The organism is Pseudomonas sp. AC242 (assembly GCF_979258655.1).
Window position 1 is genome coordinate 1,583,755 of the sequence record NZ_OZ409873.1, and the last position, 16,876, is coordinate 1,600,630.

Annotated in this window: 11 protein-coding genes; 9 read left to right on the forward strand and 2 right to left on the reverse strand. The window is 60.0% G+C overall.

Annotated features, from left to right (window positions below):
• The first annotated feature begins 48 nt into the window (after positions 1-48).
• Positions 49-1,506: an ATP-binding protein gene (locus ACZZ0A_RS07290; protein WP_463542760.1), complete on the forward strand. Its 1,458-nt coding sequence runs from the start codon at positions 49-51 to the stop codon at positions 1,504-1,506.
• Here ACZZ0A_RS07290 and ACZZ0A_RS07295 read toward each other — a convergent pair.
• Complete coding sequence (locus tag ACZZ0A_RS07295; protein WP_463542761.1) at positions 1,483-4,371, reverse strand: ATP-binding protein; 2,889 nt, start codon at positions 4,369-4,371, stop codon at positions 1,483-1,485. The genes ACZZ0A_RS07290 and ACZZ0A_RS07295 overlap by 24 nt on opposite strands.
• 125 nt (positions 4,372-4,496) lie before the next feature.
• Complete coding sequence (locus ACZZ0A_RS07300) at positions 4,497-4,928, reverse strand: helix-turn-helix domain-containing protein (protein WP_007913516.1); 432 nt, start codon at positions 4,926-4,928, stop codon at positions 4,497-4,499.
• Positions 4,929-5,139: 211 nt separating this feature from the next.
• Between ACZZ0A_RS07300 and ACZZ0A_RS07305 the strand changes: the two genes are divergently transcribed.
• From ACZZ0A_RS07305 to ACZZ0A_RS07340, 8 genes are all read left to right on the forward strand, one after another.
• On the forward strand, positions 5,140-6,063 hold the full coding sequence (locus ACZZ0A_RS07305) for a LysR family transcriptional regulator (RefSeq protein ID WP_007913518.1): 924 nt from the start codon (positions 5,140-5,142) through the stop codon (positions 6,061-6,063).
• Between the two features lie 113 nt (positions 6,064-6,176).
• On the forward strand, positions 6,177-10,223 hold the full coding sequence (locus ACZZ0A_RS07310; RefSeq protein WP_463542762.1) for an RCC1 domain-containing protein: 4,047 nt from the start codon (positions 6,177-6,179) through the stop codon (positions 10,221-10,223).
• Positions 10,224-10,293: 70 nt separating this feature from the next.
• Entirely contained in the window at positions 10,294-11,226 is a 933-nt protein-coding gene (locus tag ACZZ0A_RS07315) for an Ig-like domain-containing protein (RefSeq protein WP_007913530.1), read from the forward strand.
• Between the two features lie 5 nt (positions 11,227-11,231).
• The gene (locus tag ACZZ0A_RS07320) at positions 11,232-12,848 is read left to right on the forward strand and encodes a hypothetical protein (RefSeq protein ID WP_007913531.1); all 1,617 of its coding nucleotides are present in this window, start codon (positions 11,232-11,234) and stop codon (positions 12,846-12,848) included.
• A gap of 498 nt (positions 12,849-13,346) precedes the next feature.
• Positions 13,347-13,706 (forward strand): DUF6124 family protein, encoded by a 360-nt coding sequence (locus ACZZ0A_RS07325; protein ID WP_463542763.1) that lies wholly within the window; start codon positions 13,347-13,349, stop codon positions 13,704-13,706.
• Positions 13,707-13,961: 255 nt separating this feature from the next.
• Positions 13,962-14,375 carry a DoxX family protein gene (locus ACZZ0A_RS07330; protein ID WP_007913538.1) on the forward strand — a complete coding sequence of 138 codons (414 nt, stop codon included), beginning with the start codon at positions 13,962-13,964 and terminating at the stop codon, positions 14,373-14,375.
• On the forward strand, positions 14,368-14,994 hold the full coding sequence (locus ACZZ0A_RS07335) for an antibiotic biosynthesis monooxygenase (RefSeq protein WP_123374833.1): 627 nt from the start codon (positions 14,368-14,370) through the stop codon (positions 14,992-14,994). The genes ACZZ0A_RS07330 and ACZZ0A_RS07335 overlap by 8 nt, the downstream gene beginning before the upstream one ends.
• 43 nt (positions 14,995-15,037) lie before the next feature.
• Positions 15,038-16,876 carry an amidohydrolase gene (locus ACZZ0A_RS07340; RefSeq protein ID WP_016987824.1) on the forward strand — a complete coding sequence of 613 codons (1,839 nt, stop codon included), beginning with the start codon at positions 15,038-15,040 and terminating at the stop codon, positions 16,874-16,876.

Below are 16,876 nucleotides of genomic sequence, written 5' to 3' on the forward strand. Positions count from 1 at the left end.
CCTCGTGTAGCGGTTGTCGCGTCATCTGAGGCTGCCAAGATAGTTGGCATGGATAGCCTCAACGATTTGAACACGGCGTCGGTGCTGCATTTCGGCCCTTACGCCTTCCATCTGCGGCAACGGCTGATACTCGATGGAGATCGGCCCTTGCGCATGGGCGGTCGCGCGCTGGACATTCTGCAAGTGCTGGTCGAGCGTGCCGGTCGAGTGGTCAGAAAGGAGCAGTTGATCGCGCTGGTATGGCCGACGTCGGTGGTCGAGGAGATCAACCTGCGCGTGCACATTGCGGCGCTCAGGCGAGCGTTGGGTGACGGCGAGAACGGTCAGCGTTACATCGTCCATGTACCACAATGCGGTTACAGCTTTATCGCCCCGGTCCGCTGCGACAGCGCCGCGCAAGTGGTTTTCGAGGGCTTGCAGACACCCCAGCATAATTTGCCAGCGCGACTGACCTCGGTCACCGGTCGTGACTCGCTGGTTGGCGGGTTGGTGCGACAAATGCCGCTGTGTCGGTTGATGACCATCACCGGAGCGCCGGGCGTAGGTAAGTCCACCGTGGCGCTGCGGGTCGCGGAACTGCTTTTGCAGTACTACAGAGACGGTGTATGGCAAGTAGATCTGAGCTTGATCGACGACCACACGCCGCTGCTCGACCATGTGCTGCGCACCCTGAAGAGCGATTTGACAGGGCTGTCGACTCGCCATGCGTTGCTGCTGCTGGATAACTGTGACCACCGCCGCGATGCTTGCAGATTAGCGGTTGAAACGTTGCTCGACGCCGCGCCTCGACTGTCGATCCTCGCCACCAGTCGTGAAGCCTTACAGGTCAGTCTGGAAACCCTGCAGCGTGTTCCAGCGCTGGCCATTCCGAAGCGCTCGGCAGCCAATTGCATCACTGAAGCCATGGGACATTCCTCGGTGCAGTTGTTCGTCAGCCGTGCGCGGGCGCGACAGCATGATTTCCGCTTGCGCGAGCAGGATGTCAGTGCCGTGCTTGAGATCTGTCGTCAACTCGACGGTTTGCCGCTGGCGATCGAACTGGCGGCGGCGCAGATCGATGCGCTGGCGCTGGTAGGTTTGCAAGCGCAAATGGCCAACGGCCTGCAAGTACTCAGCCATGGCCGGCGCACTGCAGTGGCGCGGCACCAATCCATGCAGGCGGCACTCGACTGGAGCTATCAATGCTTGAGTGAGCAGGAGCAACGCGTGCTGCAACGCCTATCGGTGTTCAAACTGGCGTTTACGCTGGAGGCTGCGTTGGCGGTGATCAGTTGCCCGCGACTGGCTGTGTCGGAGTTGGCCGCGATCATCGAAGGCCTGGCGCAGAAGTCTTGGCTGTCACTGGAACGCGGCGCCAGTGCAGGCCGGTACCGGATGCTCAATACCACCCGATGCTATGCCCGCACGGAACTTGAGCGCAGCGGTGAGGGGATTGATCTTGAACGCCGGCATGCACGTTACATCAAGCGGATTCGCCGGGCTTCAGACGTGCGCGCCCTCGCGTAATTCGTCGATCAGCAAGTGCACCTTGCGCAGGTCCGGGGTCGCGTAGCCCTCGGTGAAACGTTGATAGATCGGACTGAGCAAATCCAGCGCCTCGCGACAGCGTGACTGACGCTGCCAGAGTTGCGCCAATGAAGTGGCGCTGCGCAGTTCCCAGGCGAGCGCGCCTTGAGTGCGGGCGATGGTCAGGGATTGTTGCAGGAGTGCTTCGGCTTCCTGAATGGCCCCTTCACGAGCAAGCTCGCTCCCACAGGAATTCTGGATGTACTCGGAACCAGTGTGGGAGCGAGCCTGCTCGCGAAGAGGCCCGCCCAGACAAACCATCCCTCCCTTCAATAACGCATCCGCCCGAGCCCGCAGAATCTCCGCCGTACTCCACCCCGCATCACCACTCAGCGCCCGCTCAAGCAGCGCGTCGTCGACAAAACGGTCATCCAGAGTCACCATGATTTCCCCGATCAGCCCGCCGCTGCCTGTCGACACAGGCGCACTGACTTGTGGTTCGATCACCTGCGCGTAGTGCCGCGCCCAAGTGTTGAACAGCAGCACCGAATGTTTCTGCGACTGCTCGAGCAGCAACTGCAATAGCGCCCGGGCGTTTTGCTGATCGCCGTTGTAATGAGCGATCAGGCAACTGGCCAGCGCCAGGGTGTAGCAAATCGAAGTGCCATGGTCGATTTGCACGGCAATGTCCAGTGCCTGCCGCGCCGTGCGCCACGCTTGCTCTGGCAGACCCTGCATCCACAACACCCGTGCCAGCACCGTCAGCGACGCGACGCTTTGGTCGTACTGCACGCCAAAGCCATGAGTGAAGCGGTTGACATGACCACTGTGCGCCATGCGCTGGAGGACCTGTTCGGCGTGGATGCGCGCCTGCAATTGGTCGCCGGCATAATGCAGAGCCAATACGCGCAAGCGGTGGGTACTCAGTGACAACAGCGGGTCGCCGTGCAGGCCGAGGCGGTCGAACTGCTCGCTCTGTGCCAGCGCCATGCGGTAGTGCCCGCAACTGAGGTTGACCGCCATGTGCCCGGAGACTGCGCGCAATTGTCCGGCAACGTCGTCGTGCTCGTGGGCCAACTGGCGGGCTTCGGCGAAGGCCTGGATGGTTTCCGCCGTGCCACCCCACGTGTGGTAGCAGGCACTGCCAAGGGCCAGTTTGAGGGCGACTTTCAGGCGCGGGCAGGGTTCGTGCAGTTCATCAAACAGGCTCAGCGCCCGGCGCACATAGGCGCCGTACTCCTTGAGCAGCGACAACTCCTGCCACAAGGGTGCCGACGCCGCCGTCAGCCGAATCCCCAAACCACCAGGGCCGACACCGTTCAGGCTCCAGTCCAGTGCTGCGCGCAAATCTTCCAGCCCTCGGGCGTAGCGATCGATCCATAACAAGGTCGGCGTGTTTTCCCAATCGTTCTGCGCCTGCTGCATCAACGCCAGACAGCGTTCGGCATGGCGTTCGCGGGTTTCCTCGCATTCGGCGGCGTGATCGAGTTTTTCCAGCGCGTAACGTCGGGTGGTGTCGAGCAAGCGGTAGAACACGTCCTCGTCACCGACCTCGACGGCGAGCAGGGATTTGGCCACCAGTTGCGTGATCGACACAAACACCATGCCGGGGTCGATCTGCTGACCGACGATAACGGCTGCCGCCGACTCGAGGGTAAAACCACCACGAAACACGCCCAGACGACGCAGGCAGGTTTGTTCGCAGCGATCGAGCAGATTGAAACTCCAGTCCAGCGTTGCGCGCAGAGTGAGATGACGCTCCAGACTGCTTTGATTGCCCGCTGCCAGCGGCGGTAAACGGCCTTGCAGTTGGCTCAGCAGACCATCCAGTCCGAGCTCGGTGACCTGCGCGGCCGCCAGCTCCAATGCCAGTGGAATGCCGTCGAGCCGATGGCAGATCTCGATTGCCTGTGGCAACTGGGCATCGTTCAGTTCGAAGCTTTCCTGCGCGGCCGTCGCTCGTTCGACGAACAACTGCAGCGCCGAAAAATTCAGCGTTAGCTCACGATCCAGCATCGTCGTCATCGGCGGGTATTCGAGGGAGTCCAGACGCTGTACGTACTCGCCTTCGGCCCGCAGATTTTCGCGGCTGGTGGCGAGGATATGCACGTGCGGCGCCCCACGCAGAATGCTTTCACTAAGCGCTGCGACGGCATCGATCAAATGCTCGCAGTTGTCGAGTAACAACAGCATCTGCCGTTGTTGCAGGCCTTTGACCAGTGCTGTCTGCGGGTCGCCTTCGAGAAGTGCCAGATCAAGCAGGGCGGCCAAGTGTGAACAGATCAGCCGGGGATCGCTCAGAGGTGCCAGATCCACCAGACGAATGCCGTCGCGATAGTGCCCGATCAACTGTTCGGCTACCCGCAGGGCCACCGTGGTTTTACCGATCCCGCCGGGGCCGACCAGGGTGATGCAGCGTTGGCGCGGCAGTTGCGTCATCAAGCTGTCGACCAGCGGCTGGCGGCCGATCATCCGCGTGCGCCGCAAGGGCAGATTGTGTCGACCGCCAGCATTGCCCACAGGGCGCTCCTCCATGGATTTCAGCAAAACCGGTGCGACGAAACTGTAACCCCGCTGCGCCACGGTGATGATGTAACGCTGGCCGGCCTGACCGTCACCGAGCGCCTTGCGCAGCGCCGCCATGTGCACACGCAAGTTGATGTCTTCAACGACAGTGTCCGGCCAGACCCCTGCCATCAATTGTTGCTTGCTCACCACTTCGCCGGCATGCGCCAGCAGAATCAGGAGGATGTCCATCGCCCGTCGGCCCAGACGCAACGGCTGCTCGCCTTCGAGTACCAAACGTTGCCCGGGATGAATCCGATAAGGGCCAAAACCGAGGGCCTGATTCGGTGAAAGACTCAACAGCTCACTCCTGCGGTGCTGCGGCGGACAGAGCGGAGTAGTGCCGGGCGCGTGCGCAGGCCTTCTAATCCGGGGTGTCCCGGCATAATCCTCAGGTTTGAGCGTCAGTGCAACGGGGGCCGCGATCAAAACACGGCAGGCTGTGCACGGTGAGCTTTGGGTTCACGCATGATCTGGCAGCGCCAGGCAAACGGATTGATGCCTTCGCTGCGGGTGAACATATGGCAGAAATGCGCCTGATCGCAGAAGCCGCATTCCAGGCTGATTTGCGTCAGGCTCAGGTCGGTGTGCTGGATCAACAGCTTGGCCCGCGCCAGGCGCTGGGTGCGAATCCAGTCCTGCGGTGACAGCCCGGTGCTGCACTTGAAGGCGCGGGAAAAATGGCTGCGCGACAGTGAACAGGCGCGAGCCAGTTCGGTGACCTCAAGGCTTTCGCCGAGGCGTTCGAGGATCAGCTGTTTGACCTGTCGTTCACGTTGCGGACTGAGTCCGCCGACGCCGGTCTTGCGTGGTTCGTTGGCAGGGGCGAGGGCGACGCTGTGCTGTAAGTGAGCCATGGCCAAAGTCCGTGTCGATGGGGAATGCACGGTCGGCGCATCCCCTCAGGTCAAAAAAACAACGCTGCGCAGTGGCATTCATTGTTGGCCGAGGGCAGGGGGGTGACGAGTTAATCGTTGTTAATTTCGCTGCGAAACGGCGCTGACAGTCCCGTTGATCGCGTAAAGTGCGTAGCACTGGCGTCTGACTGGCTAAAAGGAATCCGTGCCCATGAACCGTAACGATCTGCGTCGCGTTGACATGAACCTGTTGGTGATTTTCGAAGCGCTGATGTTCGAAAAGAACCTGACCCGCGTCGCTGAAAAACTGTTTATGGGGCAACCGGCCGTCAGCGCCGCGTTGGGGCGTTTGCGCGATCTGTTTGACGACCCTTTGCTGTTGCGCAACGGTCGCGGCATGGAGCCGACCGCGCGGGCACTGGCGATTCTCAAAGAGCTGCAACCGGCGATGGACGTTATCTCCGGAGCGGTCAGCCGGGCCAAGGAGTTCGAGCCGGCGAGCAGTTGTGATGTGTTTCGCATCGGCTTGTCGGACGACGCCGAATTCGGCCTGTTTCCGCCGTTGTTGCGTCAGCTTCAGCAAGAGGCGCCGGGGATTGTCGTGGTGGTGCGCCGCGCCAACTACCTGCTGATGCCGGCACTGTTGGCCTCTGGGGAAATCTCCGTTGGTGTCAGTTACACCACCGATCTGCCGGCCAATGCCAAGCGCAAGACCTTGCGCGACATTCCCTGCAAGGTTCTGCGCGGCGACGACCGACCGGGGCCGCTGACCCTCGACGAATACTGCGAGCGCCCGCACGCGATGGTGTCGTTCTCGGGCGACTTGAGCGGCAATATCGATATGGATCTGGCTAAGGTCGGCCGTACGCGCCGCGTGGTCTTGGGTGTGCCGCAGTTCAGCGGGTTGCGCGCCTTGCTCGCCGGCACCGAGATGATCGCCACTGTGCCGGATTACGCCGCCTGCGCGTTGGTGGAAGGTTGTGCGCTGCGCGCCGAAGATCCACCGTTTCCGATTGATGCGGCGCAATTGTCGATGGCCTGGAGCGGGGTGCATGACAACGATCCGGCGGAGAAATGGCTGCGCTCGCGGATCAGCCAGTTCATGGCGGCGCCGTTGGATATACCGCCACGTTGACCCCTCCGCTCGTCGGAAATTGCTCTGTACCTGTCAGATCTGACAGGTGACGATTTTCTGTTTCTGGCTGTTAATCACTCCGTCGCCTAATCCCCCGGCAGGAGTGTTTTGTCATGCTTTTAAAACTCAAAAAACAGATCGCAACGCTGGCACTTCCTGAGCCGGATATCACCGGTCGTACGCTTCCCATCCTTCCCTCGGGAGAGTGGGGGATCAATCGGGCTGCGGCGAAAGGGGTCTATCCGGACGAAGGGTTGCAGGTCTACCTCAGCCCATGGACGACCAAGAGTAAAGGCGACCTGGTGGTGCTCAGGAAAGGCTCTGTCGAGGTGGATCGGTACACCATTCGTGATCAATCAGAATCTGATCAGCGTGCGACCCTGTTCGTTGCTCCGCGGCATCTTGCTTCGGGCTCCCATGAAATCGACTATTGGGTAAAGCGATTAGGCCTGGATCCCGCCGAGACGTACACGCCGCCATTGAAAATATTCGTCAAGCTGGAAATTCCCGGCGGACAGGATACGGAGGAGGGGCCGGGGCATTCCAATCTGTACATGTTCATCCCGCCGGAATTTGTCTCTGGTGGAGTGGACAGCGACAACATTCCGGTGGATCCGGATGATGAGGGTAATCCGGATGCGCCGAAAGCGGGTGTGCCTATCGTCATTCGAAACGCATCCGGTAGCGGCGAACCCTATCCTGAGATTGCCGTGGGCGACCAGCCTCAGATCAGTTGGGGCGGCATTTTTATCTGGGGCGACCCGGTGACGGCGGAGCAAATCAGTGATCCGGTGAAGAATCCCATCACGATTTACGTCAAGCGGGCGATTATAGAAAAAGCAGGTGATACCGATGCGGTGGGCCTGGCCGTGAGCTTTCGCGTGCGCGATATCGTCCATAACTATTCGGAGGACTGGTGTAAAGAAACCCGGATCAGGGTTTCGCTCAACACCAATCGGCTGGTTGCCCCTATTGTCAAGGATGCGCTCAACAATGTTCTCGACCTTGACCGGTTGGGTGAAAAAAACGTCGTTGTTCAGGTCTGGGCAACCTCGAGCGAATTCAAACATCAGGACTGGATTGTAGTAAAAGTCAGCGGTACCAGCGCCGACGGTGAAGCCGTCACGTTCACTGCGCCGAGGCAGGAGGTCGACAATCTTCCCCACACCTATGAGTTCGAGTTCGAGAATGCGGATCTGCGCAGGCTTGTCGCAACCCAGGTGATTTTTTCTTATGAGGTCGAGCGCGAGGGAATTGCCGATCCGCTGCAATCCAAAGGTCAGTTCGTGCAAGTCAACGGCGAGGCCACGCGCCTGGATGCCCCTGTTGCTGAAGATGAAAACCAGGGCGCCATTGACCCTGACCTGGCACGTACCCGGATTCTGATTCGCTCTGATTCGCTGTTCAACTATGGCGATGCGTTTGAACTGGTGTGGTTCGGTAAACGTCCGGATGGCAGTGCCTATATCCCGGAATTCGAAAGGTATACACCGAGCCGGGAGGAAATCGACGACCCGATCGGTTTCTTCCTCACTGTCGAAGGCTTGCACTTGAAGACCATTGAGGGCGGAACACTGGTGCTGTCGTATGTCCATTTGAGTGTGGATGGGAGCGATGAAATTGTAAGGCGTGTGTCGCGTCCCGCGGCATCGCTGAGCGTGGGCGAGCCAAAATTCGAGTTGGTCAAACCGATCGTGCTGGGCGAAAACAATGGCTCACTGGAGCCTGCTGATTTACCCAACGGCGTTGGTCGGCTGACTGTTCCCAACCCCATCGTCACGCCGACGAAACGCGGTGATAAGGTGGCTTTCGATTGGGACGGGGCAAAAACAGGCAAGACCGGCGACATCATCGACATTACTGTGCTCAACGAAAATATGGACGTGTCATTCCGACTCAGCCAAACGTTCGTAGCCGAGCATATTGAGCCAAATCGCGGGTCCATGATCACGGCCAAGTACAAAATATGGCGCAAGGAGACGGACACATTCAGTTATTCCAACCCCCTCGTGTTCTCCGTCGGCGAATCTCGGCAATTGCTGGACCCGGCCCGCGTGGTGCAGGCGCTGGATGACATTCTCGACCCGGCCAATGTTCCGGACGGAGCAACCGTTGAGATACCGGCCAATGATCCCGAGAATGCCGGTGATCACTTCTATATGACCTGGGCATCATCGGACGGAGTGGTCAATTACACCGATGACAAAGCGGTCAGTGGCAATAACAAGGGCAAACCGATCGAGTTCACTGTTGACCTGTCCGTTGTGCAGGCCAGCCTGAACAAAAAAGTGACTGTCGATTATCGGGTCGAGTTGTTTAACGGCGGCGAGGCGGACGGCAAACCTTATGAGTTTGACGTGCAAGCGCATGAGTTCCGGCTGCCGGTTGCCACCTTCCGGGAAGCCACGGGCTCGCAAAAGGATCAGTTGAACCCGGACGATGTCTACCCCAACGGCGCAACGGTAGTGATCCCGGCAACTGCTCGGTTGAAGACCGACGATGAAATCACCGTGACCGTGGTCGGCAAAACCACCACTCCTTACCCCCACACGGTTCTGGCAGCAGAGGCCGACAAAGAACTCAGCGTGATCAAGGTGGCCCACACGGTGATCAGCGCCAACCTCGATGACAGCATCTCGTTGCGTTATGAGGTCAAGCGCAAGGCGGGAGGGACCGATGGCCCGTCGGTGCCGACGGTTTACGATGTTCGCCGGGTCATTGGCAGCGGCACCCTGAAGATCATGGGGGCGCGCTATAACCGCAGTACTTATCGCGCGTCCAGTGCCACTCGTGTACTGAGCGCATTCAATGCCACCACCGGGCAGGCGCTGCAAGCGCAGTGGAAGTACGCTTCGGACACGGAGTGGATGACCGCCGCCACCTGGCGCGATACCTCACCGCAGCAGCCGCTGCAAGTGCGCACTGCCGATGATCTGGTCACGCTCAACTCGGCGAATATCATTGGCAACGGGATCGACACCACGGTCACAGGACTCGCGGCTTTCGTCGCTCACCGAGATGTCGGGGATGTCGCCGGTTGGGGCAACGCTGCGTACGGTGCCAATATTCCTCCGACCATCATCACCATGGATGACATCGTTGAGGTGAGCTGCACGCGCAGCGCTTATGCGGCTCGCCGCGCCAATAGTGCAGTTGTCGCCTGGGGAACCGCCGCCGAGGGCGGAAGCATGAGCGGTATGGATCCGCTGGGTTTTGTCGAAGTCATCGGTAATGCGACCGCGTTCACCGGGTTGAAGACGACCGGGCAGGTGGTTGCCTGGGGCACATCTGCCGATGGAGGTAGTGTTCCTGCAGACATCAGCGCACTGACGGATATTGTTCGAGTGGTGGCGGCGGGTCAGGCTTTTGCAGCAAAACGATCCGCCGGGAATGTTGTGGCCTGGGGCCTGGCGGCAAACGGTGGGGTGGTTCCCGGTGATATTGCAGGCTTGACCGATATCGACAATCTGATCGGCAGCTTTGGTGCCTTTGCCGCGCATCGTGGCAATGGGCGGATTGTCGGCTGGGGCCACGCCACCTATGGCGGCGCAGTGCCGGCTGAAATTGCGTCGCTGACCGACATCATCGAATTGAGCTGCGCCAATGCGCAGGCCTTCACTGCAAGGCGTGCCACCGGGCAGGTGGTGGCGTGGGGAACGGCGGCTTACGGCGGGACGATTGACGCGCTGATCGGCGGGCTCACGGACATAGTCGAGGTTAGTTCTACCTGGCGCGCGTTCGCAGCGCGCCGAGGCAACGGTCACGTAGTGGCGTGGGGCACTCCTGCGGAGGGTGGTCTGGTACCTGCCGAAATCGCGGCGCTCGATGACATTGTTCAGGTGTGTGGTTCCTCCATGGCTTTTGCTGCGTTGCGCAAGAACGGCACAGTGGTCGCCTGGGGGAATGCGACTGTAGGTGGCGACACCTCGACGGTCGTCACTGAGCTGACTCAGGTACAAGCGCTATACGACAACACTCATGGGTTTACTGCGCTAACCGCTGACGGCCGCGTCGTGACCTGGGGACATGCCGATGGCGGCGGGGACAGCAGCGCCGTACAGGAGCGGCTGAGGGGCAAGGTGTCTTATCACGCCACTCCGATCTCCAGAGGCCGGGCACTTCTGGCCAGTCGCTGGGCCGAGCTGAATACCGGGCGTTGAACGCTTGCCCTTGAGCCTTGCTGCAAACCCGGAACACGGCGCTCGACCGAGCGCCGTGTGAGGTCTCACCATGCACAAAACAACAAACACCCCGCTCAAACCGTCGGTAGACGAAGCGCCCGGCGATGTACTCGATCCTGCGAATATTCCGGCCAAAGGCGTGACGGTCAGAATCAAACCCTATGACGACATGGCCTACCGTGATCACGTTTTTCTTAGTGTCGGCGAGTACACCGATGACATCCCGATTGGCCCCACCGCTGTTGGCAAAGACGTCACCTTCACCGTGCTTGGCAGTGAATTGATTGCCGACGCAAACGACATCGTCCCCATTCACTTCGAAGTGCAGTTCTATGGCGGCGATCGTGTGCCGTCGCAAAGACTGGAGCTTCTATTGCAGTCAGGTTTTGACGCGCAGGCGGCCCTCGATCTGAGCGCGCACAACCATGTGGTGTCGGTTGATAAACCGCCGATGAAGTTACCCGAAGCGGCCAGAATGACGCGTCTTGCGCAGTGGGGGAGTGGCCCCTATCAATACACCAGCAGCGATCCGGCCATTGCCAGTGTCGATACGCTGTCGGGCGAAGTCACTGCGCTTCGCAATGGCGACTGTACGATCAGCGCCACCGACAGCCAGAGCCAGACCCGAACCTACCCGTTGACTGTGAAGGGCATTGTTGAAGTGCACTTCCTTACCCACAGCGCGGATTTTCAAGGGATGCTCACACTGTGCGAAACAGCAAAATTGCAGCCGGTCACGCTGACCCAGATCAAACGCATGTGGACGCTGTACTTCCCCGACGCCGGCCCGGTGGCCGATTACCTTGAGTGGCTGAACTATCCCGTATGGACCGGCGAAGATCTGGGTGGCGGTACCGCGTGGACTTATGACCTTAACGGCGATTCTGTCAATGACAATGCCAGTGCGCACAACAAGGACACGTATTGGCAGGTCCTCGGGGTTAGTGCGACTCAAGCGAAGCGTCAAAAGGGCAGGGGGTAGAAGCCATGCAAGGCGCACGGATGCAGATAACCCGATACCTGCTGGCATTGCTGTTGCTCAGCGGTCCGGTCCTCGCCGCCACCGGCCCGGAAACCGCGCAGTTGCTCAACAGACGTTATCAGAACACCACGGCCGAATGCCCGGGCGCCAACCCAGCGTATTTTTGCAGCGGTGTGCTGGTGCGCGGCAGTGATCCGGCTCTTGAGTTCTGGAAACACGGTGAGGTCGCCACGCAGTTGGGGGCCGAGGCTTTTGTCTATCTGCGCAGCGACCTGGGGACTCGCACCTTGTCATCAGCCAACGGCGTTGTCTTCAGTGATTCATTCACTGCCATAGGTCTGGGTAAAACGCTGAACGTGTTATGTGCCTATCCATTCGAACTGGCACTGGATGACGATAGACCAGACTTTGGTTGCGGCGCAGTGACGTCAGGACGTGACAGCAGTTCTTGCGCTGCCCAAGGCGTGACCGATGCCGAGAGCTGGTTGACGCATTTTCATCAGCAGGATTTACAAACAGCAAAGCAGTGTTCATTGAGCAGCCTTGCCCCGGCACAGTTCAGGGCCAGCCTGCTGGCACATCAGGGCATTGATAACGAATGGTCGGTTCGGTCGATGCAGGTGCAGTTGCGCAACTGGGATGTCAGCGCACCGAAACAACTACCGCTACAAGGCCTGTACTACGACATGACGCAACCCGCCGCGTTACTCGGCGCGCAGAGAGATCAGCGGGCTTACTTCATCGCGACCGGCGACTGGTTGCCCATCATGCGCATGGACCTGATGCAGGGGCCCGATGCCGTGTTCGGTTTCGATCTCAAGGAGCAGGTTTACAGCGGCTATGAAGTGGCGGCGCGACTGAATGCGCGTTACGCCGATACCGCCATGGCATGCCGGGGCAATACCGCCGCTTATAACTGCAACGGCGTGTTGATACGCACCACCGACGCCTCGCCGAACTTTCATGCGTGGAACCCCAGCCCCGGTTCGATTCAGCGCAATGGTGTGTCTTTTTCCTATCTGCGGGCGGATGTGCATTTGCCTGTTCTGGCTTGGGCCAAGAACGAGGGCTTGATCATGAAGGAGCTCGCGGCTCCGACAGGTTATCCATTGACCTTGCGTTGCTCTTTCCCGTTCGACGGTGCGACTTTTTATCGAAGCGACAGCTGCAATGGGCATTCCGATGCCCCCCAAGATAGCCGGCCGTGTGATGAGCAAGGCATAAGTGATGTGGAGGAGGTGATCACTCATTTTTACGCACAGGCCAGCCGATATCACGGCTGCAGCCTCAATGGGAACCAGGCGCCGTTTGCGGTCAGCGTCGAAGCGCGTGCTCGACTCAACGCCACTGATCAGCGCGTACACAACGAGGTTATCATCGCTAACTGGCCACAGGACATCCCTGCGCAGCTACCTCTGGAAGCGTTCTTTTACGTCGCGGCTTCGGGGCGTCTGAACGCTCAATTTTTTCAATGGGACTATTTCAACCAGACCGGGCACTTTCTGCCGATTGTACGGGTAGCCTCTAACGCATCGAGAAGTGCATATGTGTTCGATTACGATCCAGCGGATCAATGGTTGGGGGCGGATTCACCGAAATCGAGCAGTGGTAACGTTCAATGAACACAGCTCCTTTGCACTCGGCAACCTTAAACCAGTCATGGCAGCGCCGCTGGATATCCCGGCTAGCTGAATCCCTGCGCAAATCTCAAATACAGCACTGATCCCCTGTGGGAGCGGCGTGATCCCTGAGTTGTTGGTGGTTTAAACATCGCCGTTTAAGCAACACCCTCAGACACTCTTTCAGGCTACGCAACCTTGCGCCTTTGCCTACAGCTACGCCAGAATCCGCCGGCTTGTGCGCTTGTGGTCGGGTCTCTATCGTTTGGTGGTCGCTGAAAACTCAGCGATCGGGTTTAGCGACTCGGACCAAAAAAAGTGCATCAGCGCTCCATGCTTCGTTGCAGGCTATCGTCTGCACTTCGCTATGGCGGCTGTATGCGGGAGACCTTCGGGTCTACCGGGTTGCCTTTTTACCGGTTCGCTAACCTGCATACGGTCGCCCCCCATCCTGTTTAGCGACAGGACGTGGTGATCTCGGCTCTAAAAAGGAGATTCACCATGTTCAAAGTCACCCCCAACCCGCCTGACATCGACCCCACATCGCCCTACGAATCCATCGACTCCCGAAAACTCCACGAAGCTGCCGACCGCGCCCTCGACCATTACCTCCTGCCACCCGGCTCCACGCCACCGCCACGCAGAACCCGTGGCATGTATGCCGTAACCGCCGACACCAAAGCCGAAGAACTGCTGACCGATGCCAGCGAAACACTCGCCTCGGCCAAGACCATCGCCCAGGACGTCGCCCACCTGTTGCCCGCGCCGCAGCGCCGGGCGTTGTTGGGGATTGCGCAGTTGATCATGCTCGGTGAGCTGGCGGTGAATCGGGTGCTGGATAGCCTGGAGTTACCGGGCTAACCCGGACCACTGATCGTTCCCACGCGGAACTTGGGGCGCTCAGAAACCCTGTGGGAGCTGGCTTGCCAGCGATGGCGTCAGATCAGCCAACAGCGACGTCGCCTGACACTCCGCTATCGCTGGCAAGCCAGCTCCCACAGAGTTCTTCGGCGTTCCCGGCAACCTGGTTGATCGCAAGAACTGAGCACACCCATCCAATTTCCTCCCGACCATCATTGGCATGATTCCAGCCAATGACATTTCAAGGGTCGGGTCATGAATGCCTCAACAGATGAACAGGCACGCGACATCGGTTTGCTGTTCCTGCGGGTCAGTGGCGGGTTGTTTCTGCTGTGGGTCCACGGCTTGCCCAAGCTTCTCGACTTCACCGCGCAACTGCAACTGATCGAAGACCCGTTCCACCTCGGATCTCACCTCACTTTGATCCTGGCGATCTTCGCCGAAGTCCTCTGCCCACTACTGATCGTCGCCGGGTTACTGGCACGATTGGCCTGCGTGCCTATTCTCTTTGTGCTGCTGGTGGCGTTGCTGGTCGTGCATCCGCAATGGAGTGTGGCCGAGGGGCAGTTCGGCTGGTTGCTGCTGATCCTGTTTAGCACTGTGTTGATCGCCGGGCCGGGACGGCTGGCGATTTCTGTTCGTTTGCCCGGAGTGTTGCGTTATGCCTGAAGTCCTCAATCCACAGTCACCGGGGGCCGATGAGACGGTCACGTTGATCATCAAACACCGGGTCAAGGCCGGTTTCGAGTCAGCATATGAGGCCTGGCTGCGCAATATCGTTCGCGTGGCGGGGCAGCGTGAGGGGCATTTGGGTGTGGACGTGGTGCGCGGCAAGCGCGGCCGCCTCGACTTCTACACCTGTGTGCTGCGTTTCAGCAGCACCGAAGCGATGCAAGGCTGGCTGGAATCGCCGCAGCGTCAGGCACTGGTCGCCGAAGCCGCGCCGATGCTGGCTGATGGCGATCAGACCGAAGTCGCACCGATCAATGAATTCTGGTTTACGCCACTGGCCGATGCCGCTTCGCCGCCGCCGCGCTGGAAGCAAGCGGTGGTCACGCTGCTGGTGATTCTGCCGCACACCTTGCTCGTGCCACTGATCTGGGGGCCGCTGCTGGCGCTGCATCCGCTTCTTTCCAACTATGTGGTCGCTACTTTCCTGATCACCCTGACCATCGTCCTGTCGGTGGTGTACGTGGTGATGCCGCCGGTCACCCGTTTGTTTTCGCCATGGCTCGAAGCCAGCCAGGCCCATGAACACCTCGATTCCCAAGACACCTCGCCGCGTTGAGCGCGCGAGGTTCGCTCCTTTTCACTTTGCTTGAGGAACTGCGATGAGCGCCGATCTGATTTTATTCAATGGCCAGTTTCATACCGTAGACCGCACCAAACCGCTGGCCAGTGCCGTGGCCATCACCGACGGCCGCTTTGTCGTCGTCGGCAACGACAACCAGGCCATGGCCCTGCGCGGGCCGAACACGCAAGTGGTCGATATGCATGGCCGCTGTGTCATCCCGGGTCTCAACGACTCGCACTTGCACCTGATCCGTGGCGGTTTGAACTACAACCTCGAATTGCGCTGGGAAGGCGTGCCGTCGCTGGCCGACGCGCTGCGCATGCTCAAGGATCAGGCTGACCGTACGCCGACCCCGCAATGGGTGCGCGTGGTCGGTGGCTGGAACGAATTCCAGTTCGCTGAAAAGCGCATGCCGACTCTGGAAGAAATCAATCAGGCCGCGCCGGACACCCCGGTGTTCATCCTGCACCTGTATGACCGTGCGCTGCTCAATCGCGCCGCACTGCGCGTCGCCGGTTACACCCGCGACACGCCGAACCCGCCGGGTGGCGAGATTGTCCGCGACAGCAACGGCAACCCGACCGGCATGCTCGTTGCGCGGCCTAACGCGATGATTCTCTACTCGACGCTGGCCAAGGGGCCGAAGCTGCCGCTGGAATATCAGGTCAACTCGACCCGCCAGTTCATGCGCGAGCTCAATCGCCTCGGCCTGACCAGTGCGATCGATGCCGGCGGCGGTTTCCAGAACTACCCGGACGATTATCAGGTGATTGAGCAACTGGCCAAAGACGACCAGTTGACCGTGCGCATCGCCTACAACCTGTTCACCCAGAAACCGAAAGAAGAGCTGAGCGATTTCCAGAACTGGACCGGCAGCGTCAAGTTGCATCAGGGCGACGACTTCCTGCGTCACAACGGCGCCGGCGAGATGCTGGTGTTCTCGGCGGCGGACTTCGAGGACTTCCTCGAACCACGCCCGGACCTGCCGCAGACCATGGAAGAAGAGCTGGAGCCGGTGGTGCGCCACCTGGTCGAGCAGCGCTGGCCGTTCCGCTTGCACGCGACCTACAACGAATCGATCAGCCGTATGCTCGACGTGTTCGAGAAGGTTAACCGTGACATTCCGTTCAACGGCTTGCCGTGGTTCTTCGACCACGCCGAAACCATCACCCCGCAAAACATCGAGCGGGTGAAAGCGCTGGGCGGCGGCATCGCGATCCAGGATCGCATGGCGTTCCAGGGTGAGTACTTCGTCGACCGCTACGGCAAACAAGCCGCCGAGGCGACCCCGCCGATCAAACGCATGCTCGCCGAAGGTGTGCCGGTCGGTGCGGGCACCGATGCCACGCGCGTTTCCAGTTACAACCCGTGGACTTCGCTGTACTGGATGGTCAGCGGACGCACGGTCGGCGGTCTGGCCTTGTACGAAGAAGGTCTGCCGCGCACCACCGCGCTGGAACTGTTCACCCACGGCAGCGCCTGGTTCTCCTCGGAGCAGGGCAAGAAAGGCCAGATCAAGGTCGGGCAACTGGCGGATCTGGCGGCGCTGAGCGCGGACTTCTTCCATGTCGAGGAAGAAGCGATCAAGTGGATCGAATCGGTCATGACCGTGGTCGGCGGCAAAATTGTTTACGCCGCCGGCGACTTCGAAGACCTCGGCCCGCGCTCGATTCCGGTGTTGCCGGACTGGTCGCCGGTGGTGAAAGTCCCGGGCCACTGGCGGCCGAATTCGCCGTTGCAGGCGCAGGTTCACCAGTGCAGCGGCCCGTGCGCGGTGCACACCCACAGCCATGAAAAGGCGCGGATGTCGAACGCACCGGTCAGCGACTTCGCCGGTTTCTGGGGCGCGTTCGGCTGCTCCTGCTTCGCTTTCTGA

Coding starts and splice junctions, on each gene's coding strand:
- ACZZ0A_RS07290 (WP_463542760.1), top strand. CDS start 49: ATGGATAGCCTCAACGATTTGAACACGGCGTCGGTGCTGCATTTCGGC.
- ACZZ0A_RS07300 (WP_007913516.1), bottom strand. CDS start 4,928: ATGGCTCACTTACAGCACAGCGTCGCCCTCGCCCCTGCCAACGAACCA.
- ACZZ0A_RS07305 (WP_007913518.1), top strand. CDS start 5,140: ATGAACCGTAACGATCTGCGTCGCGTTGACATGAACCTGTTGGTGATT.
- ACZZ0A_RS07310 (WP_463542762.1), top strand. CDS start 6,177: ATGCTTTTAAAACTCAAAAAACAGATCGCAACGCTGGCACTTCCTGAG.
- ACZZ0A_RS07315 (WP_007913530.1), top strand. CDS start 10,294: ATGCACAAAACAACAAACACCCCGCTCAAACCGTCGGTAGACGAAGCG.
- ACZZ0A_RS07320 (WP_007913531.1), top strand. CDS start 11,232: ATGCAAGGCGCACGGATGCAGATAACCCGATACCTGCTGGCATTGCTG.
- ACZZ0A_RS07325 (WP_463542763.1), top strand. CDS start 13,347: ATGTTCAAAGTCACCCCCAACCCGCCTGACATCGACCCCACATCGCCC.
- ACZZ0A_RS07330 (WP_007913538.1), top strand. CDS start 13,962: ATGAATGCCTCAACAGATGAACAGGCACGCGACATCGGTTTGCTGTTC.
- ACZZ0A_RS07335 (WP_123374833.1), top strand. CDS start 14,368: ATGCCTGAAGTCCTCAATCCACAGTCACCGGGGGCCGATGAGACGGTC.
- ACZZ0A_RS07340 (WP_016987824.1), top strand. CDS start 15,038: ATGAGCGCCGATCTGATTTTATTCAATGGCCAGTTTCATACCGTAGAC.